The sequence below is a fragment of the Pseudoxanthomonas sp. CCNWLW251 genome (assembly GCF_037402255.1).
GTDB lineage: Bacteria > Pseudomonadota > Gammaproteobacteria > Xanthomonadales > Xanthomonadaceae > Pseudoxanthomonas_A.
The window spans coordinates 467,986-493,329 of record NZ_JBBEGA010000001.1 but is presented as its reverse complement, the minus strand read 5'-3'; the positions used below and the strand labels follow the sequence as shown (position 1 = coordinate 493,329).

General features: G+C 67.6%; 29 protein-coding genes, 2 tRNA genes and 1 other RNA gene. 21 read left to right on the top strand and 11 right to left on the bottom strand.

Features of this window, described 5'->3' with window-relative positions; genetic code table 11:
• The first annotated feature begins 141 nt into the window (after window positions 1-141).
• Complete coding sequence (locus WBN46_RS02315; protein WP_337730147.1) at window positions 142-2,118, top strand: peptidyl-prolyl cis-trans isomerase; 1,977 nt, start codon at window positions 142-144, stop codon at window positions 2,116-2,118.
• Window positions 2,119-2,187: 69 nt separating this feature from the next.
• On the opposite strand, the gene WBN46_RS02310 is transcribed toward WBN46_RS02315, so the two are convergent.
• Together WBN46_RS02310 and gloB are read right to left on the bottom strand one after the other, a co-directional pair.
• Window positions 2,188-3,387, bottom strand: coding sequence for a transglycosylase SLT domain-containing protein (locus tag WBN46_RS02310; RefSeq protein WP_337730146.1), 1,200 nt, complete (start codon window positions 3,385-3,387; stop codon window positions 2,188-2,190).
• Window positions 3,384-4,163, bottom strand: a complete 780-nt coding sequence (gene gloB / locus WBN46_RS02305) for a hydroxyacylglutathione hydrolase (protein ID WP_337730145.1) — start codon at window positions 4,161-4,163, stop codon at window positions 3,384-3,386. The genes WBN46_RS02310 and gloB overlap by 4 nt, the downstream gene beginning before the upstream one ends.
• 312 nt (window positions 4,164-4,475) lie before the next feature.
• Here gloB and WBN46_RS02300 point away from each other — a divergent pair, with 312 nt between their 5' ends.
• From WBN46_RS02300 to dnaQ, 4 genes are read left to right on the top strand one after another with little or no spacing between them, the layout of a single operon-like run.
• Window positions 4,476-4,880 (top strand): methyltransferase domain-containing protein, encoded by a 405-nt coding sequence (locus WBN46_RS02300; RefSeq protein ID WP_192200748.1) that lies wholly within the window; start codon window positions 4,476-4,478, stop codon window positions 4,878-4,880.
• Between the two features lie 19 nt (window positions 4,881-4,899).
• Window positions 4,900-5,349, top strand: coding sequence for a ribonuclease HI (rnhA, locus tag WBN46_RS02295; protein ID WP_142123987.1), 450 nt, complete (start codon window positions 4,900-4,902; stop codon window positions 5,347-5,349).
• Entirely contained in the window at window positions 5,346-5,906 is a 561-nt protein-coding gene (locus tag WBN46_RS02290; protein WP_337730144.1) for a GNAT family N-acetyltransferase, read from the top strand. The genes rnhA and WBN46_RS02290 overlap by 4 nt, the downstream gene beginning before the upstream one ends.
• A complete protein-coding gene (dnaQ, locus tag WBN46_RS02285) occupies window positions 5,906-6,634 on the top strand; it encodes a DNA polymerase III subunit epsilon (protein ID WP_337730143.1) in 729 nt (242 codons plus the stop codon). Before WBN46_RS02290 ends, dnaQ begins: the two co-directional genes overlap by 1 nt.
• Window positions 6,635-6,649: 15 nt before the next feature.
• Here the strand turns inward: dnaQ and WBN46_RS02280 are convergent, their stop codons facing one another.
• A complete protein-coding gene (locus WBN46_RS02280) occupies window positions 6,650-7,354 on the bottom strand; it encodes a PP2C family serine/threonine-protein phosphatase (protein ID WP_192201270.1) in 705 nt (234 codons plus the stop codon).
• A gap of 214 nt (window positions 7,355-7,568) precedes the next feature.
• Between WBN46_RS02280 and WBN46_RS02275 the strand changes: the two genes are divergently transcribed.
• A tRNA-Ser gene (locus WBN46_RS02275) sits at window positions 7,569-7,659 on the top strand.
• Between the two features lie 117 nt (window positions 7,660-7,776).
• Window positions 7,777-8,184: a DUF6165 family protein gene (locus WBN46_RS02270; RefSeq protein ID WP_337730142.1), complete on the top strand. Its 408-nt coding sequence runs from the start codon at window positions 7,777-7,779 to the stop codon at window positions 8,182-8,184.
• A gap of 12 nt (window positions 8,185-8,196) precedes the next feature.
• On the opposite strand, the gene WBN46_RS02265 is transcribed toward WBN46_RS02270, so the two are convergent.
• On the bottom strand, window positions 8,197-9,243 hold the full coding sequence (locus tag WBN46_RS02265) for a glycosyltransferase family 9 protein (protein ID WP_337730141.1): 1,047 nt from the start codon (window positions 9,241-9,243) through the stop codon (window positions 8,197-8,199).
• 19 nt (window positions 9,244-9,262) lie between these two features.
• On the opposite strand from WBN46_RS02265, the gene WBN46_RS02260 reads away from it, so the two are divergent.
• Genes WBN46_RS02260 through WBN46_RS02230 form a run of 7 tightly spaced genes read left to right on the top strand, consistent with a single transcriptional unit; the run spans window position 9,263 to window position 13,966 of the window.
• On the top strand, window positions 9,263-10,012 hold the full coding sequence (locus tag WBN46_RS02260) for a 3-deoxy-D-manno-octulosonic acid kinase (protein WP_337730140.1): 750 nt from the start codon (window positions 9,263-9,265) through the stop codon (window positions 10,010-10,012).
• A 1-nt stretch (window position 10,013) separates the two neighbouring features.
• Window positions 10,014-10,766: an MBL fold metallo-hydrolase gene (locus WBN46_RS02255; protein WP_337730139.1), complete on the top strand. Its 753-nt coding sequence runs from the start codon at window positions 10,014-10,016 to the stop codon at window positions 10,764-10,766.
• Entirely contained in the window at window positions 10,763-11,776 is a 1,014-nt protein-coding gene (moaA, locus tag WBN46_RS02250; protein ID WP_337730138.1) for a GTP 3',8-cyclase MoaA, read from the top strand. The genes WBN46_RS02255 and moaA overlap by 4 nt, the downstream gene beginning before the upstream one ends.
• Before the next feature lie 15 nt (window positions 11,777-11,791).
• Entirely contained in the window at window positions 11,792-12,274 is a 483-nt protein-coding gene (gene moaC / locus WBN46_RS02245; RefSeq protein WP_337730137.1) for a cyclic pyranopterin monophosphate synthase MoaC, read from the top strand.
• Complete coding sequence (gene moaD / locus WBN46_RS02240; RefSeq protein ID WP_337730863.1) at window positions 12,271-12,516, top strand: molybdopterin converting factor subunit 1; 246 nt, start codon at window positions 12,271-12,273, stop codon at window positions 12,514-12,516. Before moaC ends, moaD begins: the two co-directional genes overlap by 4 nt.
• A 2-nt stretch (window positions 12,517-12,518) precedes the next feature.
• Window positions 12,519-12,947, top strand: a complete 429-nt coding sequence (locus WBN46_RS02235; RefSeq protein WP_337730136.1) for a molybdenum cofactor biosynthesis protein MoaE — start codon at window positions 12,519-12,521, stop codon at window positions 12,945-12,947.
• A gap of 56 nt (window positions 12,948-13,003) precedes the next feature.
• Window positions 13,004-13,966, top strand: coding sequence for a beta-propeller fold lactonase family protein (locus WBN46_RS02230; protein ID WP_337730135.1), 963 nt, complete (start codon window positions 13,004-13,006; stop codon window positions 13,964-13,966).
• Between the two features lie 39 nt (window positions 13,967-14,005).
• Here the strand turns inward: WBN46_RS02230 and ffs are convergent.
• An RNA gene (gene ffs, locus WBN46_RS02225) (signal recognition particle sRNA small type) lies at window positions 14,006-14,102 on the bottom strand.
• A gap of 74 nt (window positions 14,103-14,176) precedes the next feature.
• Window positions 14,177-14,269 (bottom strand) — tRNA-Ser (locus WBN46_RS02220).
• A gap of 131 nt (window positions 14,270-14,400) precedes the next feature.
• On the opposite strand from WBN46_RS02220, the gene dnaX reads away from it, so the two are divergent.
• The 4 genes from dnaX to WBN46_RS02200 are packed head-to-tail and all read left to right on the top strand — an operon-like array spanning window position 14,401 to window position 17,506.
• Window positions 14,401-16,140 carry a DNA polymerase III subunit gamma/tau gene (gene dnaX, locus WBN46_RS02215; RefSeq protein WP_337730134.1) on the top strand — a complete coding sequence of 580 codons (1,740 nt, stop codon included), beginning with the start codon at window positions 14,401-14,403 and terminating at the stop codon, window positions 16,138-16,140.
• Window positions 16,141-16,147: 7 nt separating this feature from the next.
• Entirely contained in the window at window positions 16,148-16,468 is a 321-nt protein-coding gene (locus tag WBN46_RS02210; protein WP_337730133.1) for a YbaB/EbfC family nucleoid-associated protein, read from the top strand.
• Window positions 16,469-16,526: 58 nt separating this feature from the next.
• Window positions 16,527-17,123, top strand: coding sequence for a recombination mediator RecR (gene recR / locus WBN46_RS02205; RefSeq protein ID WP_337730132.1), 597 nt, complete (start codon window positions 16,527-16,529; stop codon window positions 17,121-17,123).
• A 29-nt stretch (window positions 17,124-17,152) separates the two neighbouring features.
• Window positions 17,153-17,506 (top strand): histidine triad nucleotide-binding protein, encoded by a 354-nt coding sequence (locus WBN46_RS02200; protein WP_337730131.1) that lies wholly within the window; start codon window positions 17,153-17,155, stop codon window positions 17,504-17,506.
• Window positions 17,507-17,577: 71 nt separating this feature from the next.
• Here WBN46_RS02200 and WBN46_RS02195 read toward each other — a convergent pair whose 3' ends face one another.
• From WBN46_RS02195 to WBN46_RS02180, 4 genes are read right to left on the bottom strand one after another with little or no spacing between them, the layout of a single operon-like run.
• Entirely contained in the window at window positions 17,578-18,087 is a 510-nt protein-coding gene (locus WBN46_RS02195) for a Slp family lipoprotein (protein WP_142124002.1), read from the bottom strand.
• A gap of 17 nt (window positions 18,088-18,104) precedes the next feature.
• Complete coding sequence (locus WBN46_RS02190) at window positions 18,105-20,051, bottom strand: DUF3488 and transglutaminase-like domain-containing protein (protein ID WP_337730130.1); 1,947 nt, start codon at window positions 20,049-20,051, stop codon at window positions 18,105-18,107.
• Window positions 20,038-21,003 (bottom strand): DUF58 domain-containing protein, encoded by a 966-nt coding sequence (locus tag WBN46_RS02185; protein WP_337730129.1) that lies wholly within the window; start codon window positions 21,001-21,003, stop codon window positions 20,038-20,040. The genes WBN46_RS02190 and WBN46_RS02185 overlap by 14 nt, the downstream gene beginning before the upstream one ends.
• Window positions 21,004-21,005: 2 nt before the next feature.
• A complete protein-coding gene (locus WBN46_RS02180; protein WP_337730128.1) occupies window positions 21,006-21,932 on the bottom strand; it encodes an AAA family ATPase in 927 nt (308 codons plus the stop codon).
• A 71-nt stretch (window positions 21,933-22,003) separates the two neighbouring features.
• On the opposite strand from WBN46_RS02180, the gene WBN46_RS02175 reads away from it, so the two are divergent.
• Window positions 22,004-23,845: a glycosyltransferase family 39 protein gene (locus WBN46_RS02175; protein WP_337730127.1), complete on the top strand. Its 1,842-nt coding sequence runs from the start codon at window positions 22,004-22,006 to the stop codon at window positions 23,843-23,845.
• A gap of 4 nt (window positions 23,846-23,849) precedes the next feature.
• On the opposite strand, the gene WBN46_RS02170 is transcribed toward WBN46_RS02175, so the two are convergent.
• Window positions 23,850-24,419 (bottom strand): Maf family nucleotide pyrophosphatase, encoded by a 570-nt coding sequence (locus WBN46_RS02170; RefSeq protein ID WP_192200765.1) that lies wholly within the window; start codon window positions 24,417-24,419, stop codon window positions 23,850-23,852.
• Window positions 24,420-24,543: 124 nt separating this feature from the next.
• On the opposite strand from WBN46_RS02170, the gene WBN46_RS02165 reads away from it, so the two are divergent.
• Both WBN46_RS02165 and rpmF read left to right on the top strand, forming a co-directional pair.
• A complete protein-coding gene (locus tag WBN46_RS02165) occupies window positions 24,544-25,050 on the top strand; it encodes a YceD family protein (RefSeq protein WP_337730126.1) in 507 nt (168 codons plus the stop codon).
• Window positions 25,051-25,117: 67 nt separating this feature from the next.
• Window positions 25,118-25,312 (top strand): 50S ribosomal protein L32, encoded by a 195-nt coding sequence (gene rpmF / locus WBN46_RS02160; protein WP_192200767.1) that lies wholly within the window; start codon window positions 25,118-25,120, stop codon window positions 25,310-25,312.
• Window positions 25,313-25,344: the final 32 nt, after the last annotated feature.

Genomic DNA, 25,344 nt, shown 5'->3' with positions numbered 1-25,344 from the left:
GGGCTTTCTGCTTTCTGTACGCATCACGCCGCATTGTGGCCGGGAAGATGCTCCCCGGCGGCGGGATCCGCCAGGTGGCGAGACGCCGTTGTCCCGGCACGCTAAACTTCGCGGCTGAAAGAATCCGAGCCCCGTGCACACATGCTGCAGAAACTCCGCGACAAAACCTCCGGCTGGGTCGCCAGCCTGATCCTGGGTCTGCTGATCATTCCGTTCGCCTTCGTCGGCGTGAACGAGTACATGACCGGTGGCACCGCCAGCGACGTTGCCCTGGTCGAAGCGCCGCCGACGTGGTGGGAGTCGGCACCCCAATGGTGGCCGGCTTCGATGCTGTGGCAGCGCGAGGAAGTCACCCAGGATGAATTCCGCGCCGCATTCGAGCAGGCGCGCCAGCAGCAGCGACAGGCGCAGGGTGAAGCGTTCGATCCGCGCGAGTTCGAGAGTGTCGACAACAAGCGCAAGGTGCTCGAGCAACTGATCGACCAGAAGGTGCTGGCGCTGGCGTCCAAGCGCGCCGGTATCGTCGTGGGCGATGCAGCCGTGCAGAAGATGATCCTGAGCGAGCCCGCGTTCCAGATCGACGGCAAGTTCAGCCAGGAGCAGTACCAGATGCTGCTGTCGTCGCAGGTACCTGCGATCTCCCCGCTGAAGTTCCAAGAAGACCAGCGCGAACGGCTGCGCATGATGCTGGTGCCCCAGGCGATCAGCGATTCCGACTTCGTCACCGAGGGCGAGCAGGAGCGCATGTGGAAGCTGCTGGGCGAAACGCGCGACATCGGCATTGCCCTGTTGCCGCCGGCCGCGGAGGGCGCCACGCCCGTCAGCGATGCGGATATCAAGGCCTGGTACGACGGACACAAGGACGACTTCAAGCAGCCGGAGCAGGTCTCGCTGGAGTATCTGGAAATCAATGGTGCCGCGCTGCCGGTCACCGCCACCGCCGACGAGGCTACGTTGCGCAAGCGCTACGACGCCGAGAAGTCGCGTTTCGTCTCTCCCGAACAGCGTGTGGTCGCCCACATCCTGATCGCGGCTGACGCGAACGCCGATGCCGCCACGCAGAAGAAGGCGGAAGAAAGAGCCGCTGCGCTGGCCAAGCAGGCGCGTGAGGGCGCCGACTTCGCGGCACTGGCGCGCGCCAATTCGGAAGACCCGGGTTCGAAGGACATGGGGGGCGAGCTGCCGCCGTTCGCGAAGGACGGTTCGATGGTGAAACCCTTCGAGGACGCCGCGTTCGCCATGCAGGCCGGTGAGATCCGTGGACCGGTGAAGAGCGACTTCGGTTACCACGTGCTGCAGTTGAAGCAGGTCACCGGCGGTACCGGCCGCAGCTTCGAGGAGGTGCGCGAGGAACTGGCGGCGGAAGAAGCCAGCAGCGAGCGTGATCGCGCGTTCAACGATCTGGCGGGCCGCGTGGTCAATGAAACCCTGAAGAATCCGACCGCGCTCGCCCCGGCCGCGCAGGCGACAGGGCTGCCGCTGCAGAAGGTCGGCCCGTTCTCCCGCACCAATCCCCAGGGCATCGCGACCGTACCGGCCGTGTTGCGTGCCGCCTTCTCGGACACGCTGGTCCAGGACGGCACCATCAGCGATCCGATCGAAATCGCGCCCAACCACAGCGTGGTCATCCGGGTCGCCCAGCACACGCCGGAACAGGCGTTGCCCATGGACAAGGCGCGCGACGCCGTCGTGCTCGCCATCCGTGCCGACCGTCGCGAGAAGGCCGCCCAGGCGGCTGCGGACGCGCTGGTCGCACGCGTGCAGAAGGGTGAGTCGCTTGCGACCATCGCTGCGGCCGATGGCCTGCGCTACAACGAGTTGCCCGGCCTGCGTCGTGGCATGCCGATGCCGACGGCCGAGGCGAACGAAGCGATCTTCGCGGCGGCGCGCCCGGCGGAAGGCAAGGCGACGGCGGGCAAGGTGGCGCTGGGTGATGGCGCTTACGCCATCTTCACCGTCAACAAGGTGACGGAGGGTGCGATCGCCGACATGCCAGCCGAAGAGCGCGCGACGATGCAGCAGCAGATGACGCAGTTGAACGGCGGCGTTGCGACACAGGCGTACGTCGATGCACTGCGCAAGCGTTTCAAGGTCGAAGTGTTCGAAGACCGGCTCTGAGCCGGGCACCCCTCGCGACATGAAGAATCCCGCCGAACGGCGGGATTTTTTTTCAGCCCGGACCGCGCATCAGGCCGGATCGTCGTCCAGCTTCAGCACCATGCCGGGGCGAAGGACGGCGTCCGCTTTCAGGCCATTCACGCGCAGCAGGTGCGTGGTGGAAATGCCGTACCGGCGCGCGATGGTCCAGGCCGACTCGCCGCTTTTCACAACGTGCGTGCGTGAAGGGGCGGGTTCGGTGCCAGGCATGTCCGCGCTGGCGACGGCGGGTGGGGCGGCAGGGGTGTCACTCGTGCCGGTTGCGCTGTCGTCGCCGGCGATGGCGGGCGCGAGCAATCGCAGGGGCTTCGTTCCGCGGCTGAAGCGGCCTGCAAGCGCAGGATTGAGGCGTTTGAGAAGCGTGGCGGGTTGTTGCTGGCTGCGCGCCCAGGATTCCAGCGTGGCGTCCCCTGGCAGCGTGTGTGCCTCCAACCGGGGCACGGGGCGGTCCATCTGCCGCAGCCAGGCATCGCGGTCGTCGGCCTGCTGGAAGACGCAGGCCAGCGCGTGCAGCTTCTCCACGTAGGCGTACGTGATGCCGGAGAGCCCGGGCAATTCCGCCGGTCTTGCATTGCGTGCGTTCATGCCTGCGCGGCGCATGGATTGCAGCACGCGGTATTCCCCCGCGTTGTAGGCCATCACCGCCAGCCTCCAGTCGCCGCCGAACATGCCGTGCAATGTCTTGAGGTAGCGGATGGCCGCCTGCGTGGAGTCCACCGGCGATAGCCGTCCGTCGTAGCCCTCGCGCATGGGGACGCCGTGGTTGCGGGCCGTGATGCCGATGAATTGCCACAGCCCTGCCGGGCCGCTGGGGTTGCGCGCACCGGGCTTGTATCCACTTTCGACGAACGGGATGAGCGCGAACTCGGTGGGCAGGTGGGCATCGCGCAGGGCGTCGACCACGTAGCCGAACAGCGGCAGCAGGTCTTCCTGTGCGCTGGCGAGCTGGCCTGGCGCATGGCTGAAGTGCTTTTTCCAGCGGCCATTCGTTGCCTGGCTGTCGCACTCCGGATCGGCGAGCCCGTCACGGAAGCGCTGGTAGATCTCCAGGCCGCTGCGCTGGTGCGTGGCGGACAGGCTCGCGGGAGCAAGCGGATCGACCGCTGGCGCTTCTGGCAGCTGCGCCTGCGTTTCGATGGAGGGCGCAGGATCGGCAGCCATCACGGGGTGGGCGATGATGGCCAGGCCGGCGGCGAGGATCGTCCGATGCATTCGGTTGCGTCTGCTCATGCGCGAAAATCGTTCTTCCATTGCCTCAGTGTCGCGAACGTTTCCACCCGGTCGGCAGGCGCCCTTCCCAGCCGATGCGTGACCGCTTCGCGCACGGCTTCATCGTCCACGCGCAGGAAGGGATTGGTGGCCACCTCGGCCGCCAGCGAGGTGGGCAGGGTGGGGCGACCGGCACGGCGCATGGCGCGGGCTTCCTGGATGCGCAGGCGCAGGGCGGGGTTGTGCGGATCCACAGTTTCGGCGAAAGCGGCGTTGGCCAGGGTGTACTCATGGCCGCAGCAGACCAGCGACGAGTCCGGCAAGGCGGCCAGGCGTTCCAGCGAAGCGAGCATCTGCGGCGGCGTACCTTCGAACAGTCGACCGCAGCCCAGGCTGAACAGCGTATCCCCGCAGAACAGGTGGGGCGGACCCTCGCTGCCTCCCCCGTGGAACGCGATATGGCTGCGGGTATGTCCGGGGACCGACAGCACCGACAGTCGCCAGCGCTTCACCTGGACGACGCTGCCGTCGCCCACGCGCTCCGTGGCATCGGGAATGCGTTCGTCTTCAGGAGCGAACACCGGCAGCGTCGGCCAGCGGTCCCGCAGGGCGGCGATGCCGCCGGCATGGTCGGGGTGATGGTGGGTAATCAGGACCGCGGCAGGCCACAAGCCGTTGCCGGTGGCCGCAAGGACAGGCGCCGCGTCGCCGGGGTCCACCACGAGCGCGTCACCGTCGTCGTCCACCAGTGCCCAGATGTAGTTGTCTTCGAAGGCGGGCAGGGCGAGCAGGCGCATCGGGGGACGGGCTCCGGGCAAGAACGGACGGCCGGGCGCGGCGTCCTCTACAATCCGAACATGCCTGCCTTCGCATTTACCCGTCAACCCGATGCCCTGGCGTGGTTCGGGACGGGCCGAGGCGGGCCGATACTCGCGTCGGAGCATGCCCGGGTAAGCCAGGCGCTCACCAGTCGCACTCCGCAGCCCTGGCTTTGGGTCTTGCCGGAGGGCACGGATCCCTCCGCCACCGCTCCCGCGACGCGCGGGCTGCGCCTGAGGGCGACCGCGGGCTCGCATCGTCTGTCAGGGCCTGTCCACTGCGGGTTGCCCTTGCCGCTGCCCACCGAGGCCGTGGGCGTGATCGTGCTGCAGCACGCCCTGGACGCCGGCGATCCGCAGCCGCTGCTGCAGGAGTGCGCCCGGGTGCTGGAGCCCGGAGGACGCCTGTGGCTGTTCGTCCTCAATCCGTGGAGCCCTTATCGCCTGCGCTGGCGCGGCACCGGGTTGAAGTCGCGTGCGCTGGACCAGTGGCGCCTCCAGTTGGCGGCGGCGGGGCTGACGATGTCGCAGCATGTCCTGCACTACGGCCCGGTCTGGCGCGGCATGCCGGACGCTCCCGGCAACGGCCCTGCACCGTTGCGCGCCGCCCGCCTGCTGGAAGCGGAGAAGCGCGTGGCCGGCCTGATTCCCCCCGCGCCCGTGGCGCGCGCGTGGCGCACCGCGCCCGCAGCCTGATACCCGACCAAGAGGACACATGAAGCACGTCAGCATCCATACCGATGGTTCCTGCCTGGGCAACCCGGGCCCCGGCGGCTGGGCAGCGCTCCTGCGCTACGGCGAAAAGGAGCGGGAAGTGGTCGGCGGCGAGGCGCAGACCACCAACAACCGGATGGAGCTGATGGCCGCCATCGCTGCGCTGGAAGTGCTGACGGAAGGCTGCGAGGTCACGCTGCATATCGATTCGCAATACGTTCGCCAAGGCATCACCGAATGGATGCCCGGCTGGGTGCGGCGCGGCTGGAAGACCGCGGGCGGCGATCCGGTGAAGAATCGCGATCTGTGGGAGCGCCTGCACGCGGCCACGGCTCGCCACAAGATCGACTGGAAGTGGGTCAAGGGCCATAACGGCGACCCCGACAACGAGCGCGTGGACGTGCTCGCGCGCAACGCGGCGGTGCGCTTTCGCAGCGGTGCCGTGGCGTGACCGTGCCGCTCCTGCCGGGACAGGTTGTCGCCCAGACCGCCCGATTGCGCCTGTACGCGATGTCCGATGACGCGCACGCCGACGCGGCCCTGATGCTGGTACTGCTCAACGACGCCGCCTTCATCCGCAACATCGCAGACCGCGGCGTCCGCAGCCTGGAGCAGGCACGCGACTACCTGCGCAATGGCGCGCTGCGCAGCTATGCGGAACACGGGTTCGGGATGTACGCCGTCCAGCTGAAGGACACCGGTGCGTTGATCGGGAACTGCGGGCTGGTGCGACGCGAGGGCCTCGATGGCCCGGACCTGGGTTATGCATTGCTGCCCGACCATTGCGGCCGGGGCTACGCATGCGAGGCCGCGCTTGCGGTGATCGCCGATGCGAGGACCCGGCTCGGCATCACCCGGCTGCAGGCCATCGTCAATCCGGACAATGCGGCCTCCATCGGCCTGTTGCAGAAGCTGGGATTCGAATTCGACAGAATGGTCGTCCTGCCGCACGTCGAGCATGCGCTCGATCTGTTCCACCTGAATGTACCTACGGAAGCCAACGCCTGATGCGCCAGATCATCCTCGATACCGAAACCACCGGCCTAGAGTGGAGGAAAGGCAACCGGGTGGTCGAAATCGGCTGTGTCGAACTGCTTGAACGCAGACCCACCGGGCGCACGTACCATCAGTACATCAACCCGCAGCGCGAATTCGAGCAGGGAGCGGCGGAAGTCACCGGGCTCAGCCTGGAATTCCTGTCCGACAAGCCACTCTTCGCCGCCATCGCGGATGAATTCCTGGCCTTCATCGACGGTGCGGAGCTGGTGATCCACAACGCCGCTTTCGACGTGGGCTTCCTGGACTATGAGCTATCGCGGCTGGGTGAGCACTACGGCCGCCTGGCGGACCGGGTCACCGTCGAAGATTCGCTGCTGCTGGCGCGACAACGCTATCCCGGCCAGCGCAACTCGCTGGACGCGCTGTGCAAGCGGCTGGGCGTGGACAACACCCACCGGCAATTGCACGGCGCCCTGCTGGACGCCCAGCTGTTGTGCGACGTGTACCTGAACCTCACCGCCGGCCAGCGGGAAATCGGGTTCGGAGGCGCGGAAGACGCGGCGCCCGGGTCAGCCGCGACCGTGGTGCATCGGTTCGATTCCGCCAATACCGGCGCCCGCCCGCGCGTTTCGCCCACCGTGGACGAACTGGCCGCACATGAGGCACGCCTGGCGACCCTGCGGAAGAAAGCGGGTGGGCGGTGCCTGTGGGACCCGCCCGCGTTCGAGGCCGTTTGAGCGGCCCCTGATGCGTCAGTGGCAGCGCACCAGGACGGCGGTGACGTTGTCCGAGCCACCGCCATCCAGCGCGGCAGCGATCAGGGTATCCACGCATTCCTGGGCGCTGCAGTCGTCGTATTTCAGCGTGGCGGCGATGCTGCCGTCGTCCACCTCTTCGGTCAGGCCATCGCTGCACAGCAGGAGTTGCATGCCGGGCCGGAGTTCACCGGTCATGGTTTCCACGTTGAGATGGTTGGGGTCCGTGACGCCCAGGGCCTGGGTAACGACGTTGCGGTGCGGGTGGGTGCGGGCCTGTTCACTGGTGAGCGCGCCCTGTGCGATCAGTTCCTGCACGTAACTGTGGTCCTGGCTCAGTTGCGCCAGTTGGCCTTCGCGCCACAGGTAGGCGCGGCTGTCGCCGACCCAGGCCACTTCGAACCGGTTGCCCTGGATGCGGGCGGCCACCACGGTGGTGCCCATCGGCAGGGTGTCGTTGCGTCGGCGCGACGTGCGGATGATCTCCTCGTCGGCGATCCGGATGGCCTGCGCCAGCGGTGTGCCGTCGCGGATCTCGCGCACGATGGTCTCCCGCGCAAGCGCGCTGGCCACCTCGCCGCAGGCGTGGCCGCCCATGCCATCGGCCACCAGCCAGAGCCCGAGCTCGCTGTCGCCGTAGTAGGTGTCCTCGTTGAGCTCGCGCCGGAGCCCGACGTGGGAGATGTGGCCGAATTCGATCATGGTGCCCTGTCTGTTCGGACGGATTTCGCCTATCCGGTCATACGCAATGATCCGGTCGGACAGGACATCGGGCAAGGTTGGCGTGGTTCCGGACGGCAACCGGGGTTCATTCACGTGCAGACGGAGTGATGCGGCCACGCGGATTGTGCCTTCCGGCTTGTCCGGATGCGGTCCGCCACGTATCATTCACGCCCCCGGCAAGCCCGGGGCCACCGGAGAGGTGGCAGAGTGGTTGAATGTACCTGACTCGAAATCAGGCATACGTTAATAGCGTATCGAGGGTTCGAATCCCTCCCTCTCCGCCAGTTTCAAGAAAGCCCCCGCAAGGGGGCTTTTGCGTTGTGGGAGGGCTGACCCAGCGCTGCCGCGACTATCTCGCGGGCGGCTGCGCCTAGAATGGCGTTCTTTGCCCGGGAGCCGTCATGTCCGAAATCCTCGTCCCCGTTTCCTTCGGTGAGCTGCTGGACAAGATCGCCATCCTCCAGATCAAGTCCGAGCGCATGAGCGATCCCGCCAAGCTCGCCCATGTGCGCGATGAGCTGGCGGCGCTGGAGCACAGTTGGATGGCCCACCCGGTCGCAGGCCACAACATCGCAGAGCTGCGTGCGCAGCTGAAGGCCGTCAACGAGCGCCTGTGGGTGATCGAGGATGACGTGCGCCTGAAGGAGAAGGCGCAGGCATTCGACGAGGATTTCATCCGCCTGGCCCGCAGCGTCTACATCGAGAACGATGAGCGGGCCCGGATCAAGAAGGCGATCAACCTCGCGCTGGGTTCCAGCTACGTGGAAGAGAAGTCGTACCAGGACTACCGCTCCGGCGGCACGTCCTGACGGGACCCCGGGCTACCCGTCAAGATCGTTGCGGCGACGCTCGAAGGCGGCGATGGCGTCTTCCACGGTGATCAGTTCCATCACGCCATCGTGTTCGATCTTGGTTCCCCACTTCAGCGCTGCGGCCGGCCGGCCCTTGTAGCGGCGCGCGGCATCATCGTAGCGATCCACGCAGTAGCGGACGCTGGAGTAAGGGCCGCTGCGAAGCGGGTTGCTGGCCGCATGCAGTCCCAGCACGGCCGCACCCATTGCGTTGGCGATGTGCATGGGGCCGGAATCCGGCGTCATCACCAGGTCCGCGCGCGCCAGCAGGGCCGGCAGTTGCTTGAGGGTGTCCTTGCCCACCAGGTCCAGCACCGGCGAGCGCATGGCCGAGATGATCGCGTCGGCGGTGCGTCGCTCCAGATCGCTGCGGCCTCCGCACACCACGATGCGCCAACCCTGCGCGGCAGCGTGGTCGGCCACCGCGGCGTAGCGGTCGGCGTACCAGTTGCGCCGTTCGTGGCTCGAGCACGGCGAAATCACCAGCGTGCGCTGGTGATCGGCGCTCCACTGCGCAGCCGCCCAGGCGTGCGCGTCGGCGGGGACCGGCAGGTCCCACACCACATCGGTCTGCCGCAGGCCGAGGGGTTCGCAGAAGCTGCCGATCGCGTCGAGCACGTGGATGCCGGGCCGGTCGGGGATGCGTTCGTTGACGACCAGGCCATGCAGGTCCTTCGAGCGGCTGCGGTCGTAGCCGATCCGGCGCCGGGCAGGAATGAAGGCCGACAACAGATTGGCGCGCAGGGCCACCTGCATCTGCAGCAAGGCGTCGAATCCTCCTGCAGGCAACGCGCGGCGCAAGGCGCGCATGCCGGCCAGCCCGGTCTTCTTGTCGTAGGTGTGGAAGGTCACGCCGTCCAGTCCTTCGAGCAGCTTGAATCCGCCCTTGTCGATCACCCAATGCAGGTGCGCCCGGGGCCAGTGCCGTTGCAGGGTGCGCACCAGCGGCACGACATGGGTCACGTCGCCGAGTGCGGACAGGCGGAGCAGGCAGAGTGATTGGGGAATCGTGGACAAGTGTTGTTAGACTCGCTGGATGGTCGGATTTGACGCCTCGGAATCCCTGACGCCGTTCCGCGAAGGCAGCGGATACGGTGCGATTCTGTTCGACCGCAAACACCTGCGGCAAGCGGATCCCGACTGGTTCGCACCGGAGAAGTGGGGAGACCGTGCCCGCCCGGTCGACAGTGGCGGACGGGGCGGGGCCTGGTTCATCGATGCCCCTTCCAGCCAGTGCGTGTTGCGCCACTACCGGCGCGGCGGCCTGGCCGCGCGTTTCAGCCAGGACCGCTATCTCTGGCACGGCCCGGACCGCACACGCAGTTTCGCCGAATTCCGGCTCACGCGCGCGCTGCTGGCGCGCGGCCTGCCGGTGCCGCGCCCGGTGGCCGCCAGCTATGTACGCGACGGCATGTTCTACCGCGCCTCCATCCTGCTGGAACGGTTGATGGAGGTGCGTACGCTGGCCGATATCGCAGGCCAGGCCGCCGGCAATGCGCCATGGGAGAGCACCGGCAGGCTGGTGGCGCGCTTCCATCGCGCGGGCCTGGACCACGCCGACCTCAACGCGCAGAACATCCTTTTCGATGGCGGCGGACATGGCTGGCTGATCGATTTCGACCGCAGCCGGCTGCGCATCCCGGCCACCGCATGGCGCGAGCAGAATCTCGCGCGGCTCAGGCGTTCCCTGCTCAAGCTGCGCGGCGAACGCAGCGCGGACGAAGTGGGCTACGACTTCGCGCACCTGCGTCGTGCCTACGACCATGCCTGGTCGCGAGGCTACTGAGATGGACTGGGCGCTACGCTTCCTCGGCGTCGGCAATGCCAGTGCCGTCGAGCTGGGTTCGGCGATGGCCACGCTGGAACGGGGCGGGCAGCCTTGGCTGGTGATCGACTGCGGTGGCGAGGGACTGACGGCGTACCAGACCCGTTATGGCGGGATGCCCGATGCCATCTTCCTCACCCACCTGCACCTGGACCATGTCGCCGGCTTCGAACGCCTGTTCGTGGGCAGCTATTTCGATTCCGCACGGCGGGGCAGGGTACGCCTGTACGTCCCCGCGCCGCTGGTTCCGCTGCTGCACCAGCGCGTCGCCAGTTATCCGAACGTGCTGGCCGAGGGCGGCGCGAATTTCTGGGATGCGTTCCAGCTGGTGCCCGTGGGCGATGCGTTCTGGCACGACGGCCAGCGGCTGGAGGTGTTTCCCGTGCGCCATCACTGGCCCGAGACGGCGTTCGGGCTGCGCCTGCGTGGCAGCGTGGTCTGGACCGGCGACACGCGCCCGATCCCGGAGATGCTGGCACGCCACGCCGATGCCGACGAACTGATTGCCCACGACTGCGCGCTGCACGGCAACCCCTCGCACAGTGGCATCGATGACCTGGAGCGCGAGTATCCGTCGCCGTTGCTGGCCCGCTGCGTGCTGTACCACTACGCCAGCGCGGAGGAAGGCGCGGCACTGCGCGCGCGCGGCCATCGCGTGGCGATGCCCGGTGAGGTGATCCCGCTGGCGCAGCCCCTCCCGACGGTGCTGCCGTGAACAGTTCCACGCTGCCGCGTGACCTGCTGGGGCGGCCGCTGCACGACCTGCGCCTGTCGGTGATCGATGCCTGCAATTTCCGGTGCGGCTACTGCATGCCGGCCGATCGCGTGCCCGAGGATTACGGCACCGACGCCTCGCAGCGGCTTTCCTTCGACGAAATCGAGACGCTGGTTCGCGCCTTCGCACGGTTGGGCGTGCGCAAGCTCCGGTTGACGGGTGGCGAGCCGCTGTTGCGCAAGCGGCTCCCGGAACTGGTGCGACGACTGGCGGGTATTGCCGGGCTTGAAGACATCGCGCTGACCACCAACGGCATGTTGCTGGCGGCGCAGGCGCGTGCGCTGCACGACGCGGGTCTGCGCCGCATCACGGTCAGCCTGGATGCGCTCGACCCCGAAGTGTTTGCCGACATGTCGGGGCGCCGCGGACAGGTGCGCGACGTGCTGGCCGGTATCGATGCGGCCATGGCGGCCGGATTCACCCGCCTGAAGATCAACGCCGTCGTCCAGCGCGGCGTCAACGAAGCGCAGGTGCTGCCGCTGGTCGAACGCTTCCGCGGAACGGGACACGTGGTGCGCTTCATCGAATTCATGGATGTCGGCGACAGCAACGATTGGCGACGTGACCGGATGGTTCCGTCCTCCGTGCTGCGCGACCGCATCGGATCGCGCTGGCCGCTGCATGCGCTGCAGGCGGACTATCGCGGCGAAGTGGCCGAGCGCTATGCCTTCGATGACGGCGGCGGCGAAGTCGGCTTTGTCAGCTCCGTCAGCACGCCGTTCTGCGGCGACTGCCACCGGGCACGCGTGTCGGCCGATGGCCGGCTCTTCACCTGCCTGTTCGCCTCGGAAGGCGCCGACCTGCGCGCGGTGGTGGGGCAGGGCGAGGAGGCGCTGGCCGCGCACGTCGCCAGCCTGTGGAACGCGCGCGGCGACCGCTACAGCGAACTTCGCGGCAGTCCGGAAGTGCGGGACCGGCGACGCGTCGAGATGTATCTTATCGGCGGTTGAAGCCCCAGGACCCGCATGCCCCGCAAAGCCCTGACCCATCTGGATGCCGATGGCCGTCCCGCGATGGTGGATGTATCCGGCAAGGAGGCCACTGCACGCGAAGCCCGCGCCACCTGCCGCGTACGCTTCCCGGCAGATGTCGCGCGCGAACTCAGACGGAATCGCCTGCGCAGCGCGAAGGGCGGCATCGTCGACACCGCCATCATCGCCGGCACGATGGCGGTCAAGCGCACCCACGAGCTGATCCCGTTTTGCCATCCGCTGCCGATCGACGGCTGCCGGCTGACCGTGGACTGGGACGGCGAGTCCACGCTGCGCATCGATTGCCACGTCCGCACCGTCCATCGGACCGGCGTGGAGATGGAGGCGCTCACCGGCGCCACGGTTGCCGCGTTGACGGTCTACGACATGTGCAAGGCGCTGTCGCATGCCATTGTGCTGGGTCCCGCCAAGCTGGTGGGAAAGCGTGGCGGCAAGCACGACGTGGGCCGGGTCTGATGGTCACCGTGACATTGCTCTATTTCGCCAGCCTGCGCGAGCGCACCGGTGTGGCCAGTGAGTCGGTCAGTACCCGCGCCAACGATCTCGCCGGGCTCTATGCCGAGGTCCAGGCGCGGCATGGCATCGCCTGGCCGCGCGAACATCTGCGGGTCGCGATGAACGGCGAATTCGCCCGCTGGCACGATGCTCCCGTCGAGGGCAGCGAGATCGCCTTCATTCCCCCGGTGAGTGGAGGCTGAGCATGCACGGTTTCCGACTCTCCGAGGTTCCACTCGACGTGCCCACGCTGCGCGGATCCCTCCTTGATGCGCGCGCCGGCGGATATGCCAGCTTCGAGGGATGGGTGCGCGATCATCACGCGGGTCGGGCCGTCGACGGCCTCGACTACCAGGCCTATGCCGCCCTTGCCGAGATCGAGGGCGGACGCATCCTCGCCGAGGCGATGACGCGGTTCGATGTGGTGGCGGCGAGCTGTGTGCATCGCGTGGGCACGCTCGCCATCGGGGACCTGGCGGTATGGGTGGGCGTGAGCGCTGCGCACCGCGGTGCCGCGTTCGATGCCTGTCGCTACATCATCGATGAAGTGAAGCAGCGCGTGCCGATCTGGAAGCGGGAGCACTATCGCGAAGGCGATGCGGATTGGCTGCATCCGATGGGGGATGGGCCTTGAAGCCACGGCGCACCCTTCTTCTTTCTGCATGCCTGGCAACCGTCACGTCTCTTGCCATGCAGGTCGGCAACGCGGCGGAGCTTCTCGTCGGTAACAAGTCCGCGGACACCGTCTGGCGGCTGTCGTTGCGTGATGGACGCAGGATCGGCGAATTCCGCACGGGCGAAGCGCCGCACGAGATCGCGGTGGCCCCGGATGGCCGTCTTGCCGTGGTGACGAATTACGGTGCTGCGAAATCCGGCAACACGCTGTCGGTGCTGGACTTGCGGAGCGGCAAGCCAACCCGATCCATCGATCTGGGACAACACAGTGCCCCGCACGGGCTCCGCTTCCTGCCGGACGGCCGCCGGGTACTGGTCACCACCGAAGGCTCGGCCAGCGTACTGGTGGTCGACGTGCCGAAGGGCGAGATCGAGCGCGTGATCGAGGTGGGAGGTGGCACCGGACACATGATGGCGGTGTCGCCGGACGGACGTGTCGCCTACCTCACCAAGATCCAGGCCGGCACACTGAGCCGCATCGACCTGCAGGCGGGCGTGAAGACGGTGGAGCGGCCTGCCGGGAAAGGCGCGGAGGGCGTCGCGGTCCGCCCCGATGGCGCCGAGGTCTGGGTGACCAACCGCGAGGACGGCACGATCACCGTGCATGACCCGCGGACGCTGGTCGTCAAGCGACGCATGAGCAGCAAGGGATTCCCCATCCGGGTGGTGTTCTCGCCCGACGGCACGCTGGCGTTCGTCACCAATGCACGGGCGGCGACACTGGCGGTGTTCAACACGCGCACCAGGGTGCCGGTGGCCTCCCTGTCGCTGTCGCGCGAAGACATGACCTACCAGCCCACGATGCTGGGCAATGCGGCGTTGCCGATCGGCGTTGCGGTCGCAGCGGACCGTCCACGTGCCTACGTCGCGATCAGTGGCGGCGACAGGATCGCCGTGATCGACACGCAGCGCTGGCAGGTGATCGACTACTGGGTCACCGGCCGCGAACCGGATGCGTTGGGCATCGTCGCGGACTAGGGATGTGACCGCTGATGTCGCGTACCCGAAAAGGCGGTGGCCCCGCCGGCTGACCTCGGCGCCCGCATCAGTCGATACCGTTGCTGCCTTCCGGCCCTGGCGGAGTTTTCAACCTAGCGTCGCGAGGGGCCGACGGGGCCACCATAGAAAACGAAACCGCGCTCGGGCGCGGCTGCGTCGTTCATCCCGATGGCTCGGGATGGATGAAACTGGCGGAGAGAGGGGGATTCGAACCCCCGAAGCGCGGTTTAGACGCTTACACACTTTCCAGGCGTGCTCCTTCAACCACTCGGACACCTCTCCGGGACCTGAACGCAACCATGGGCCGCTTTCAGGGCCGTGAATTCTAGCCTTCGCCGGGGCCGGCCACAAGCGAAGCCTCGCGGTGTCCGCGAGCGGAGGGGACGGCGGGCGGGGCGTGGCACAATGTCGGCATGTCCTATCTCGTCCTCGCCCGCAAGTGGCGCCCCAAGCGTTTCGCCGAACTGGTAGGCCAGGAACACGTGGTCCGGGCACTCACCAATGCGCTGGACAGCGGCCGTGTGCACCACGCCTTCCTGTTCACCGGTACGCGCGGGGTCGGCAAGACCACGATCGCGCGCATCTTCGCCAAATCGCTGAACTGCGAGAAGGGCACCAGCGCCGATCCGTGCGGCCAATGCGCTGCCTGCCTGGACATCGATGCCGGCCGCTACATCGACCTGCTGGAGATCGACGCCGCGTCGAACACCGGCGTGGACGATGTGCGCGAGGTCATCGAGAACGCGCAGTACATGCCTTCGCGCGGCAAGTTCAAGGTGTACCTGATCGACGAAGTGCACATGCTGTCGAAGGCGGCGTTCAACGCGCTGCTGAAGACGCTGGAGGAACCGCCGGAACACGTGAAGTTCCTGCTCGCCACCACCGATCCCCAGAAACTGCCCGTCACCGTGCTGTCGCGCTGCCTGCAATTCAACCTCAAGCGGCTCGATGAAGAACAGATCCGCGGCCAGATGACGAAGATCCTCGGCGCCGAAGGCATCGAGGCCGACACGGGTGCGATCGCCCAGCTCGCGCGTGCCGCCGATGGGTCGCTGCGCGACGGTCTTTCGCTGCTGGACCAGTCCATCGCGTACGCCGGCGGTGCCCTCCGCGAGGATGGCGTGCGTACCATGCTGGGCACGGTGGACCGCACCCAGGTCAATGCGATGCTGGCCGCCCTGGCGCAAGGCGATGGCGAGGCGTTGCTGCAGGTGGTCGCGCGGCTGGCGGAGTTTTCCCCGGACTGGGCCGGCGTGCTGGATGCCGTCGCCGAAGCGCTGCACCGCATCCAGGTGCGGCAGCTGGTGCCGTCGGCCAGCGTGGAAGCGGAGGGGGTCGACATCGAAGCCTTCGCCGGGCAGCTGCGCCCCGAAGTGGTGCAGCTCTGGTACCAGATGGCGATCAATGGCCGGCGCGACCTGCATCTTGCGCCCAGCGGACGCGCCGGCTTCGAGATGAGCATCCTGCGCATGCTGGCCTTCAGGCCAGCGCAGGCGGGCGAAATGCGCGGCGACGCTCGCGCTGCGGCAACGGCCGCGCCTGTCCAGACCACGGCCCCCGCAGCCGCATCCACTGCAAGCCCTGCCCGCACGACACCTGCGCCGGAGTCGCTGGCGCAGCCGCAACAGATGGCGCGCGAAGAAGCCCCGGCTCCGCCGCGCATGGCGGCACCTGTCGTCGAGGACGCGCCGCCGTGGCTTCCCGCGCAGGCGAACCCGTCACCCGCCACGCCGGCCGCCTCGTCCATGCCGGCGGATATCGGCATCACCGATGCCGAGACGTGGCTGCATTTCGCCGGCAGTTGCGGGCTGAAGGGCGTCGGCAAGCAACTGGTCGACAATGTCGCGTTCGCGGGCTACGCGAATGGCACGCTGACGCTGGCGCTGGACAGCGGCTTCGATTACCTGCGCTCCGAGCGCACGCTCGGCGAGCTTGCCGATGCCATCGCTACTCGTTACGGCGTGGCTCCCCGTCTCGCATTCGCCGCGGCGGCGAGCGATGCCGAAACGCTGAAGGAGCGCAGCCATCGGCAGCGCGACGAACGCCAGAGCGAGGCCGAAGAAACCTTCATGAATCATCCGGACGTGCGGCAGCTGATGCAGCAGCATGGCGCCAGGCTCGTCCCGGACTCCATCCGACCTTACGAAGAGTGATCACGACATGCGTGGAAACATCGCCCAACTGATGCAACAGGCGCAGAAGATGCAGGAGAACCTGCAGCGCGCCCAGGAAGAGCTCGCCAAGCTCGAGGTGACCGGCAATGCCGGCGGCGGCATGGTCGGCGTGACCCTGACCGGCGCCAAGGAATGCCGGAAAGTACGCATCGATCCCTCGTTGCTCTCCGATGCGGAGATGCTGGAAGACCTGATTGCGGCTGCGTTCAATGATGCATCCAACAAGGTCGATGCCGAATCCAAGACGCGCATGGGCGCAGCGACGTCCGGCATGCCGCTGCCGCCGGGCATGAAGCTGCCGTTCTGATATTCGCCAATGGCCGGCCTGTGCGTGGCACCCGCCATCGCCGGTCCGGATGACGATCATGTCCAGTCCGCTGCTCGAACAGCTCATCGAGTCGCTGCGCGTCCTGCCCGGAGTGGGGCAGAAGACAGCGCAGCGCATGGCCTACCACCTGCTCGACCGCGAACGGGACGGGGGCAAGCGCTTGGCCGGCGTGTTGGCCGAAGCGCTGGACCATATCGGTCATTGCGCGCATTGCCGCGATTTCACCGAAGGCGAGATCTGCACGCTCTGCGCGAGCGGCAGTCGCGACCGTCACCAGCTGTGTGTGGTGGAGTCACCCTCGGATCGCCTGGCGATCGAACAGGCGACGGGATACCGCGGCCTCTATTTCGTCCTGCACGGCCGGCTGTCTCCCCTGGACGGCATCGGCCCGCGCGAGCTGGGACTGGATGCGCTGTCGGCGCGGCTGGCGCAGGGCGAGGTCACCGAGCTGATCATCGCCACCAATCCCACCGTCGAAGGTGAAGCCACGGCCCACTACCTGGCGCAGCTGGCGCGGCAGCAGGGCGTGCGCCCGAGCAGGCTTGCCCATGGCGTACCGCTGGGCGGCGAACTGGAATACGTCGACCGCGGCACGCTGGCGCACGCGTTCGGCGGCCGCAGTGAAATGACCTGACCGCACTCACACGGGGACGCGTGAACACCATGACCGACACCATCTTCGCCAGGATCATCCGCCGCGAGATTCCCGCCACCATCGTCTACGAGGACGATGAGGTGCTGGGCTTCAAGGACATCGCGCCGCAGGCGCCCGTGCACGTGCTATTCATCCCGAAGAACGACCCCATCCCCACGCTGGATGATGTGCAGCCGCAACAGGCGCACCTGATAGGCAGGCTGGCGTTGGCCGCGGCGGAGTACGCGCGCCGGGAAGGCTTTGCCGGGAACGGCTACCGGGTGGTCATGAACTGTCGCGAGGATGCAGGGCAGACGGTGTTCCACATCCACCTGCATCTGCTTGCCGGTGCGGCACTGGGCCGTTTCGGTACGCAGGCCTGAAAGACCGCCATTTCGACCACGCAAGAAAAAGCCGCTCGTAGAGCGGCTTTTTTCCTTCCCGGCGCGAGGTATTACCACCAGCCCCAACGGCCCCAGCGCGGTCCCCAGAAGGGGTCGTAGTACGGGTAGGGGCGGACCTCCACTTCGCGCACTTCCGGCCACAGATACACCACGTCCGCCGCGACACGGGGAAGCTGGTAGTCGTAGTCGCCGATGCGCGTGCTTTCGTAACCCTCGATCTTGCCAACGAATGTCACCTCGCGGCCCTCGGAGAACACGGCCGGATCGTAGAAACCCGCGCGGCACGCAATGAAGCGGCCATCGGTCGCATCCGGTGCCGAGGACAGCGGCCGGCCGGTGGCGGCGAGCGGACGCGATACAAGCTGGAAGCAGGTGCCGTTCTGGGCCGGGGTGGTACTGATGATGCGGCCGCCCCATCGCACCGGCGCGCCTACCTGTGGTGTACCGACGGAATCCCGCGGGTTGACCGGGGTGAACGTGCCCTGCAGCGGCGCGGGTGCCGTAGCGCAGGCGGAGAGCAGCGCGGCGGCTGCGACGACAACGGCGAAGCGAAGTTTCATGGCCAGTCTCCAGCGGGTTATGGGCGGTGCCGGCGCAGGTCTTCGATCAGTGCGCGGTTGTCCCCCTCATCCGCAGCGTAGCGCGCTGCAGCGAAACGCCGGCTGAGCGAAACCAACGGTTTTGCGTCCTCAGGTCGCTGGGCGACCACTCTGTACGCCCAGGCGCCGGCAGTCTCGTGTGGCTCCCGCCCCAGGCCCAGCCGGGCGTAGCGTGCCCCCAGGCGGTGCCAGGCGCGCAGCAGTGGGTCGCGCTCGCGCTCGCCCCGGGCCAGCAGCCAGGCCATCCAGCCCACCGCGATCATTGCGAACACGCCGAACAATGCGGCCAGTCCGGATGGCCCAAGCTGCTGCGCACCCAGCTGCTGCAGGATGCGCGTCTGGCGCTTGGCATCGAAACCCAGCACCATGTCGTTCCATCCGCGGCGCAGCCAATCGCTCACCTGGCCCAGGCCATCGATGCTGATCAATCCGGCGCCGCCGGCGCGGGCACCGCCAAGCCTGTCCTCGAGAGTGTCGTAGATGCGCTCCGGTGCGACTGCAGCGGTGGGGTCCACGCGAACCCAGCCCCGCTGCGGCAGCCAGACCTCGGCCCACGCATGCGCGTCCATGTTGCGGACGATCCAGTAATCGCCCAACCGGTTGTAGGTGCCGCCGGTGTAACCGGTGACCACGCGCGCCGGGACGCCACCGGAGCGCATCAGGAAGACGAAGGCCGAACTGAAGTGCTCGCAGTATCCCGCCTGCTGGTCGAAGAGGAATTCGTCGACGGTGTTGCGCCCGGGGAAGGGCGTGTTCAACGTGTAGGCGAAGCTGGAGCGGATCCAGTCGAGTGCGCGCGCGACCTGCACGGCGTCATTGCCGCCGGCTTCGCGCCGCCATTGGGCACCCAGTGCGCGTGTCCGTGGATTGAAGCCGACGGGCAGCTGCAACGCCTGCCGGCGCACGGCGTCGGGCAGCTGGACATCGAAGCGGGTCGGAGCCGACGATTGCACGCGCCAGCGGCTGAGTGCATTCAATGGAAGGCGCGTACGCGTGCTGTAGTCGCGCGTCAGGCTGGTGCCTTCCGGTGCGGCGACGGGAAGGTCCAGCATCACCAGGTCGCGATTGTCGGTCGGCTCCACGTCCATCTGGTAGTCCCATACCGTGGGCGCGCGCATGCTCTCCGCCGGCGGCATATCGGACAGCGGATTGCCGCGGGTCCAGGTCCGGCCGTCGAAGTCCGCCAGCACCGGGCCACGCCAGTACATCTGGGAGGTCGGTGGCGTTGCGCCGAAAAACTGCACACGCAGGGCGGGCGTGTCATCGGCGATCAGGTCCAGCCAGCCGCCGGGGGACATTTCGTCGCTCAAGCCCGGCTTGGAGAGGGCGCGTTCGGGCACTCCCCACAGTGGCGTGGGAAAGCGCGGGAAAAGCCAGAACGCCGCCATCACCAACGGGACACCGATCAGCACGAGCTTCCCGACCTGGCGGAGTTGCTGCAGCGGCCGGGCCGGGACAGCGGACAAGGTGACCTCGGCGTCGGCAAGGCGATGCAGCGCGACCAGGCTGCTCAATACGCCGACCAGCCCCAGGGCCATGCTCAGTGGTCCCTGGTCGAGAAGGAAAGCAGCGAAGGGTGCGAACAGTGCGAAGCCCAGCAGGCTGCGGTTGTCACGCAGGCTGCGGGTTTCGGTGGGCTTGATGGCCAGCATCGCGGCCAGCAGAGCACAGCCCGTATCGCGCCCGAACTGCATGCCGGTGAAGGCCATGACAGCGACCACCATCGTGATGGCCAGCAGTACACGCAGAAGCGCGGGCAGCGGACGCTTCCATGATGCGAAGGCGAGCGCGACGCCCGTTGCGCCCAACCCCATCGCCAAGGTGGGGGGCAGGTGGACCAGCAGGGCGAGCAGGCAAACGCCCGCCGTCGCCAGCGTCCATCGGCGGCTGCCCGGATCCAGCGTCGTGGGCTTAGGCGAGGGCATGCGGCATCAGCGCCAGCGCGCGCAGGCAGAGGTGTCGATGGGCGGTGCCTGCGCCGGGACCGAGCGGAGGTTGGCCAGGCAGCAGCAGGCGATAACGACGGCCCTCGCGTTCGGCCAGGTCGATCCAGTGCGCCAGGCGCTGGATGCGGTGCTCGTGGAGCAGCGCGGGCAGCGCTGTCCATGCGAGTTCCACCTCCTGCCCCAGCGGCTGCTCGTATTCGCGTACCAGCAGCTGATCGTGCCGAGCCGAGGGTTTCCATGCGATGGAGCGCCGTGCATCGCCCGCGCGGTAGTTGCGCAACTGATGCACGTCCTCGCCACCGGCGTGCAATCGCGTGCGGCTTCCGGCCCCCGAGATGTCGGGCAGCGGTGGACCTTGCGGCTCGGGAGCCGGGTAGACCAGAAGATGGGAGGAGGGCCATACCCAGGCCCAGGCGCGCGCGAGTCCCAGCGGTTGCGTGGTGGACAGGCGGATACGGTCGAGGTCGTACCATCCGCGCTGCTGAGTCGGAAGTGACAATTCCGCCACGACGCCGTCAGATGGCGCCAGCGTGGCGAAGACGTGCCTGTCGCAGGCATCCACGCGCAGGCCATGGCGCGCGCGCGCATCGCGTGAAGACAATGCCACCTGCAGGCGCAACGGGGTGCCTGCCGGGACGGGGTCGGCGGCGATTGCATCGATCCGCAGGTCCGCCAGTTGCAGGTGCGCGAAGATCAGGCTGGCCATCGCCGTGGCACCCAGCAACAGCGCCAGCAGCAAACCCGGATTGTTGTTGTAGTTCAACGCGCCCAGCGCCATCGTGAACACCAGCGCCGCGAAGAAAAGACCGAATCGCGTGGGCAGCACATAGATGCGCCGGCGGTCCAGCTGCACGGGCAGGGATTCGGGTTGGCGGGGTCTGGCCAGCCTGGCGAAACGGCGGGCGAGGCGGGCGCGCGGCGTGCTTGCCATGCTCAGTCCACGGGCACCGCGTGCAGGATGGCCTTGGTCAACGCGATCGCCTGATCGGTCTCGGCCTCGGCGACGATGCGATGGGAGGCCACGGCGAGGAACAGTGTCTGCACGTCCTCGGGCAGCACATGGTTGCGGCCCACCAGCAATGCATAGGCGCGTGCGGCGCGCAGCAACGCGATGCCCGCGCGCGGGGACAGGCCGACACGCACGCCGGGGTGTTGCCGGCTGCGGGCCAGCAGTGCCTGCACGTAGTCGATCAGGGCATCGCTGGCATGCACTTCGCCAACGGCTTGCCGCAGCGCCACCACTTCTTCGGACGACAGCAATGGCATCGCCTGCGCGATCATCATCCGCCGGTCCGTGCCGGCCAGCAGTGCGCGCTCGGATTCCGCATTCGGATAGCCGAGCGCCAACCGCAGCAGGAAGCGATCCAGTTGCGAGTCCGGCAACGGATACGTGCCGGAGAGATCCACGGGGTTCTGTGTGGCGATCACGAAGAAGGGCTCCGGCAACGCGTGGGTCACGCCATCCAGCGTGACCTGGTGCTCGGCCATGGCTTCCAGCAATGCGCTTTGCGTGCGCGGAGGCGCGCGGTTGATCTCGTCCGCCAGCAGCACGTTGGTGAAGACCGGTCCCGGATGGAAGCTGAAGGCGCGCGCCTGGGCATCGTAGACCGACACGCCCAGGACATCGGCCGGCAACAGGTCCGAGGTGAACTGCACGCGCTGGAACGTCAGGCCCAGCGTGGCCGCCAGTGCGTGCGCGAGCGTGGTCTTGCCGAGCCCCGGCAGGTCCTCGATCAGCAGATGGCCATCGGAGAGCAGCGCCACGAAGGCGAGGCGTACTTCATGGGCCTTGCCCAGCACCAGGGAGTTGACCTGCGCCTGGGCGCGCTTGAGGGCGTCGGCCAAGCCTTCGGATAGCATAGGGCGGGTGCTGGGAATGGCGGACATCGCGCTCTCGGTTTCCGATCGTGGGTTCAGGGAAGTGTAGCGAGATGGAAGAAGAACAACGCGCGCGCCAGTGGTTCCTTGCAGTGTGGACAATCGTGACGGTCGTCAAGATCGCGATCGCCGCACGCTTGCCGTTGTTCGTGGACGAAGCGTTCTACTGGCAGGAAGGCCAGCATCTGGCGGCGGCGTATTCCGACCTGCCGGGATTGACCGCCTGGTTGACGCGCCTCGGAACCGAACTGGGCGGACATCATGTGTTGGCGGTGCGCGCGCCCTTCCTGTTGCTCGCGGCGGTGCTGCCGTGGCTGGTGGCCCGGAGCGCCACACACTGGTTTGGTGCTGCAGCGGGATGGCAGGCGGCCTTGCTGACCGTGCTGATGCCGCTGTCGGGCACGCTCGGCCTGCTGGCGTTGCCGGATGTGCCGATGGCGGTCGCGACGGTGCTCTGCGCTGATGCCGGTGCGCGCCTGTTGCGTGACGTCGATGCGATGTCGGCGACCGAACTGGCCCTCGGGCTGATGCTGGGCGCGCTGAGCCATTACCGCTTCGTGGGTGTGATCGGCGTGGGCCTCATCGCCCTGCTGTGGTTGCCCGAGGGCCGGAAAGTACTCCGTGATGCGCGGGTCTGGGTCGCGCTTGCGGTGGGCCTGCTCGCCTGGGCGCCACTGCTCGCGTGGAACCTCGAGTACGCCGACGCCGGCCTGCGTTTCCAGTTGCTCGATCGCCATCCCTGGGCCTTCCACGGAGACGGTGCGCGCTTCCTGCTGGTGCAGGCGGCCCTGGTCACGCCGTTGCTGTTCTGGGCCATGCTCGTGGTGTGCCTGCGCGGCTTGCGTGGCAGCGAGGATGCCGGCACCGCATGGCGTTACTTCGCGTTGCTTGGCGCAATCTCCACACTCGGTTTCTTCCTCATCGGCTTCTTCGCCGACAACGAACGCGTCAGCTTCCATTGGCCGTTGCCGGGCTACCTCGCCCTTCTGATGGTGGTGCCGTTGCTGTTGCGCACGTGGTCTCCCGCGCGGCGCAAGGCGACCTGGGGCATCGCCGGCATCGGCGCGGCGCTGATGCTGGGCTACTACGTGGTGGTGTCGTTGCCGGGGCTGCGCACGCAGATGGCTGGCAGCAAGTACTACCCCGAGAACTTCGCGGGCTGGGACACGCTGGCGGCGGAAGTGCGCAAGGCCCAGGCCGGGTTGCCCGAGGGGACGGTGCTGCTCGCGGACAGCTTCAAGACCGGCGCGGAACTCGGCTTCGCGCTGGGGGATGCGGAAATCCCGACCCTGGATCACCCGTTGAATCGCAAGCACGGGCGGGCTCCCCAGCTCCGGCTATGGGGCCTCGAGCACGATGGCAAGCGCAGCGCACCCACCTTGCTGGTGGTCGCCGCCACCGACGTGAAGTTCAGCGCATTGCTCGCGCACTACCAGCAGTTGTGTGCCGTGGTGGGGCCCTTGCCGCCAGCGGAGGTGGTGAACATCGATCATGGCGCGCGGCGTTTCCTGCTGTTCGCTCTGCCGAAGGAACCCGCCGGAGGTGAATGCATGACGCCTGTCGTGGCTAACATCGACGTGCCGGCGGCCGGCGCCACTGTCGGCCGCCGCTTCAGCGTGGGTGGCTGGGCGGTGAAGGACGTGGTGGGCGTGACGAAGGTGGAAGTGCTGATGGATGGCCGAGTCGTCGCCGAAGCCACGGACGCCAGCGCCAATGAATGGTTGACCGTTTTCCTGAAGGGCGCTTCGCGCGATCCGCGCATGCCCCGCGTGCAGTTCAATGTCGAGGTGGACGCCGGCGCGTTGCCGGCTGGCCGGCATTGGCTGGGGCTGCGTCTGACCGGTGGCGACGGCAGTGTGGAGACCTGGGCGGAACAGCCTGTCGTGGTGCGGTGACGCTTCAGGGAAGTTCGAAGCCGGCCTCGCGCAGCATCCGCGCCACCGCGATCAGGGGCAGGCCGACCAGGGCAGTGGGGTCCGACGATTCGATGGCATCGAACAAGGCGATGCCGAACCCTTCCGATTTGAAGCTTCCGGCGCAATCGAAGGGCTGCTCCGCGTCCACGTACCGCTCGATCTCGGCGGAATCCAGGCGGCGGAAGCGTACCGTGGTGACGTCCTGCGCCTGCAGGACCTGCTCATCACGTACCAGGCACACGGCCGTGTGGAAGCGGACCTCCCGGCCCGACATGGCGTTCAGCTGGGCGATGGCGGCCTCGCGCTGGCCGGGCTTCCCCAGGGGCTGCCCGTCGAGCTCGGCAGCCTGGTCCGCGCCGATGATCCAGCTGCCCGGGTGCTGGTGGGCGATGGCATCGGCCTTGGCCCGCGCCAGGCGGCTGGCCATGGCCGGCACGGATTCGCCGTCCAGCAGCACCTCGTCCACTTCCGGGCGCGCGATGTGGAACGGCACGCGCAGCCGCTCGAGCAGCTCTCGGCGGTAGCGGGAAGTCGAGGCAAGCATCAGCGGCATGGCGTCGGGTGACCGGCAGGGGCGGGCGGGGGAGTCTGACGGGCGGCGGGGCGCCCGGCAAGCCATCCTCCTCGGGCGGGGTGGTTTGACAGTTCGGTCCTTCATCCTTAACATTCAGCGGCTTATGTCCGTGAATACGCCCGAGATGTTGGATGCTTGGCGCATGGTCGCGGCCCGGCGCAGCTTTGAAGGCCGCCTGCCGTTGTCCGCGATGACGCGTCTGCAGGGTCTTCTGGTCGATACCGAAGGCGATGTGCGCTACACGATCGAGTTCGACCGTGACGCGCTGCAGGTGCCTTACATAGGCTTGCGGATCGAAGTGGGGTTGCCGCTGGTGTGCCAGCGCAGCCTGCGGCGTTTCGTGTTGTCGGTGACGGTCGAGCAGCGGCTCGGGCTGGTCCGGAGCGAGGATGAGGAATCCGCGCTTCCGCCCGGCTACGAGGCCCTGCTGGTGCCGGAAGACGGCATGCTGCGCCCCAGCGAACTGGTCGAGGACGAACTGGTCCTCGCCGTGCCGGTGGTGCCGGTGGATCCAACGTCCGAGGCCGTGGAGCGCGAGTGGGCCGCAGATGAAGAAGAGGTGGCGAAGACCAGTCCGTTCGCGGCGCTGGCCTCGCTGAAGAAGAACTAGCCGCTACCGCGGTCTGGCAACACGAACCGCAAGGTTCACCAACAGATACAAGAGCTGGAGCAATCCCATGGCTGTGCAGAAATCCCGCGTTACCCCGTCCCGCCGTGGCCAGCGTCGTTCGCACGACGCGCTGACCGCCAAGCAGCTGTCCACCGACCCGACCACGGGCGAGATCCACCTGCGTCACCACGTGACCGCCGACGGTTACTACCGTGGCAAGAAGGTCATCGCCACCAAGACCACGATGGTCGAGGAAGATTGATCCGCGTGGCGCGCCCTTCGCGGGGCGCGCTT

Coding starts and splice junctions, on each gene's coding strand:
- WBN46_RS02195 (WP_142124002.1), bottom strand. CDS start 18,087: ATGAAACTTCGCTTCGCCGTTGTCGTCGCAGCCGCCGCGCTGCTCTCC.
- recR (WP_337730132.1), top strand. CDS start 16,527: ATGTCCAGTCCGCTGCTCGAACAGCTCATCGAGTCGCTGCGCGTCCTG.
- WBN46_RS02310 (WP_337730146.1), bottom strand. CDS start 3,387: ATGAGCAGACGCAACCGAATGCATCGGACGATCCTCGCCGCCGGCCTG.
- WBN46_RS02270 (WP_337730142.1), top strand. CDS start 7,777: ATGTCCGAAATCCTCGTCCCCGTTTCCTTCGGTGAGCTGCTGGACAAG.
- WBN46_RS02280 (WP_192201270.1), bottom strand. CDS start 7,354: ATGATCGAATTCGGCCACATCTCCCACGTCGGGCTCCGGCGCGAGCTC.
- WBN46_RS02255 (WP_337730139.1), top strand. CDS start 10,014: ATGGACTGGGCGCTACGCTTCCTCGGCGTCGGCAATGCCAGTGCCGTC.
- WBN46_RS02170 (WP_192200765.1), bottom strand. CDS start 24,419: ATGCCGCTGATGCTTGCCTCGACTTCCCGCTACCGCCGAGAGCTGCTC.
- gloB (WP_337730145.1), bottom strand. CDS start 4,163: ATGCGCCTGCTCGCCCTGCCCGCCTTCGAAGACAACTACATCTGGGCA.
- WBN46_RS02190 (WP_337730130.1), bottom strand. CDS start 20,051: ATGCCCTCGCCTAAGCCCACGACGCTGGATCCGGGCAGCCGCCGATGG.
- WBN46_RS02175 (WP_337730127.1), top strand. CDS start 22,004: ATGGAAGAAGAACAACGCGCGCGCCAGTGGTTCCTTGCAGTGTGGACA.
- WBN46_RS02180 (WP_337730128.1), bottom strand. CDS start 21,932: ATGCTATCCGAAGGCTTGGCCGACGCCCTCAAGCGCGCCCAGGCGCAG.
- rnhA (WP_142123987.1), top strand. CDS start 4,900: ATGAAGCACGTCAGCATCCATACCGATGGTTCCTGCCTGGGCAACCCG.
- WBN46_RS02165 (WP_337730126.1), top strand. CDS start 24,544: ATGTCCGTGAATACGCCCGAGATGTTGGATGCTTGGCGCATGGTCGCG.
- dnaX (WP_337730134.1), top strand. CDS start 14,401: ATGTCCTATCTCGTCCTCGCCCGCAAGTGGCGCCCCAAGCGTTTCGCC.
- WBN46_RS02235 (WP_337730136.1), top strand. CDS start 12,519: ATGCACGGTTTCCGACTCTCCGAGGTTCCACTCGACGTGCCCACGCTG.
- WBN46_RS02200 (WP_337730131.1), top strand. CDS start 17,153: ATGACCGACACCATCTTCGCCAGGATCATCCGCCGCGAGATTCCCGCC.
- WBN46_RS02185 (WP_337730129.1), bottom strand. CDS start 21,003: ATGGCAAGCACGCCGCGCGCCCGCCTCGCCCGCCGTTTCGCCAGGCTG.
- rpmF (WP_192200767.1), top strand. CDS start 25,118: ATGGCTGTGCAGAAATCCCGCGTTACCCCGTCCCGCCGTGGCCAGCGT.
- dnaQ (WP_337730143.1), top strand. CDS start 5,906: ATGCGCCAGATCATCCTCGATACCGAAACCACCGGCCTAGAGTGGAGG.
- WBN46_RS02210 (WP_337730133.1), top strand. CDS start 16,148: ATGCGTGGAAACATCGCCCAACTGATGCAACAGGCGCAGAAGATGCAG.
- WBN46_RS02315 (WP_337730147.1), top strand. CDS start 142: ATGCTGCAGAAACTCCGCGACAAAACCTCCGGCTGGGTCGCCAGCCTG.
- WBN46_RS02260 (WP_337730140.1), top strand. CDS start 9,263: ATGGTCGGATTTGACGCCTCGGAATCCCTGACGCCGTTCCGCGAAGGC.
- moaC (WP_337730137.1), top strand. CDS start 11,792: ATGCCCCGCAAAGCCCTGACCCATCTGGATGCCGATGGCCGTCCCGCG.
- WBN46_RS02230 (WP_337730135.1), top strand. CDS start 13,004: ATGCAGGTCGGCAACGCGGCGGAGCTTCTCGTCGGTAACAAGTCCGCG.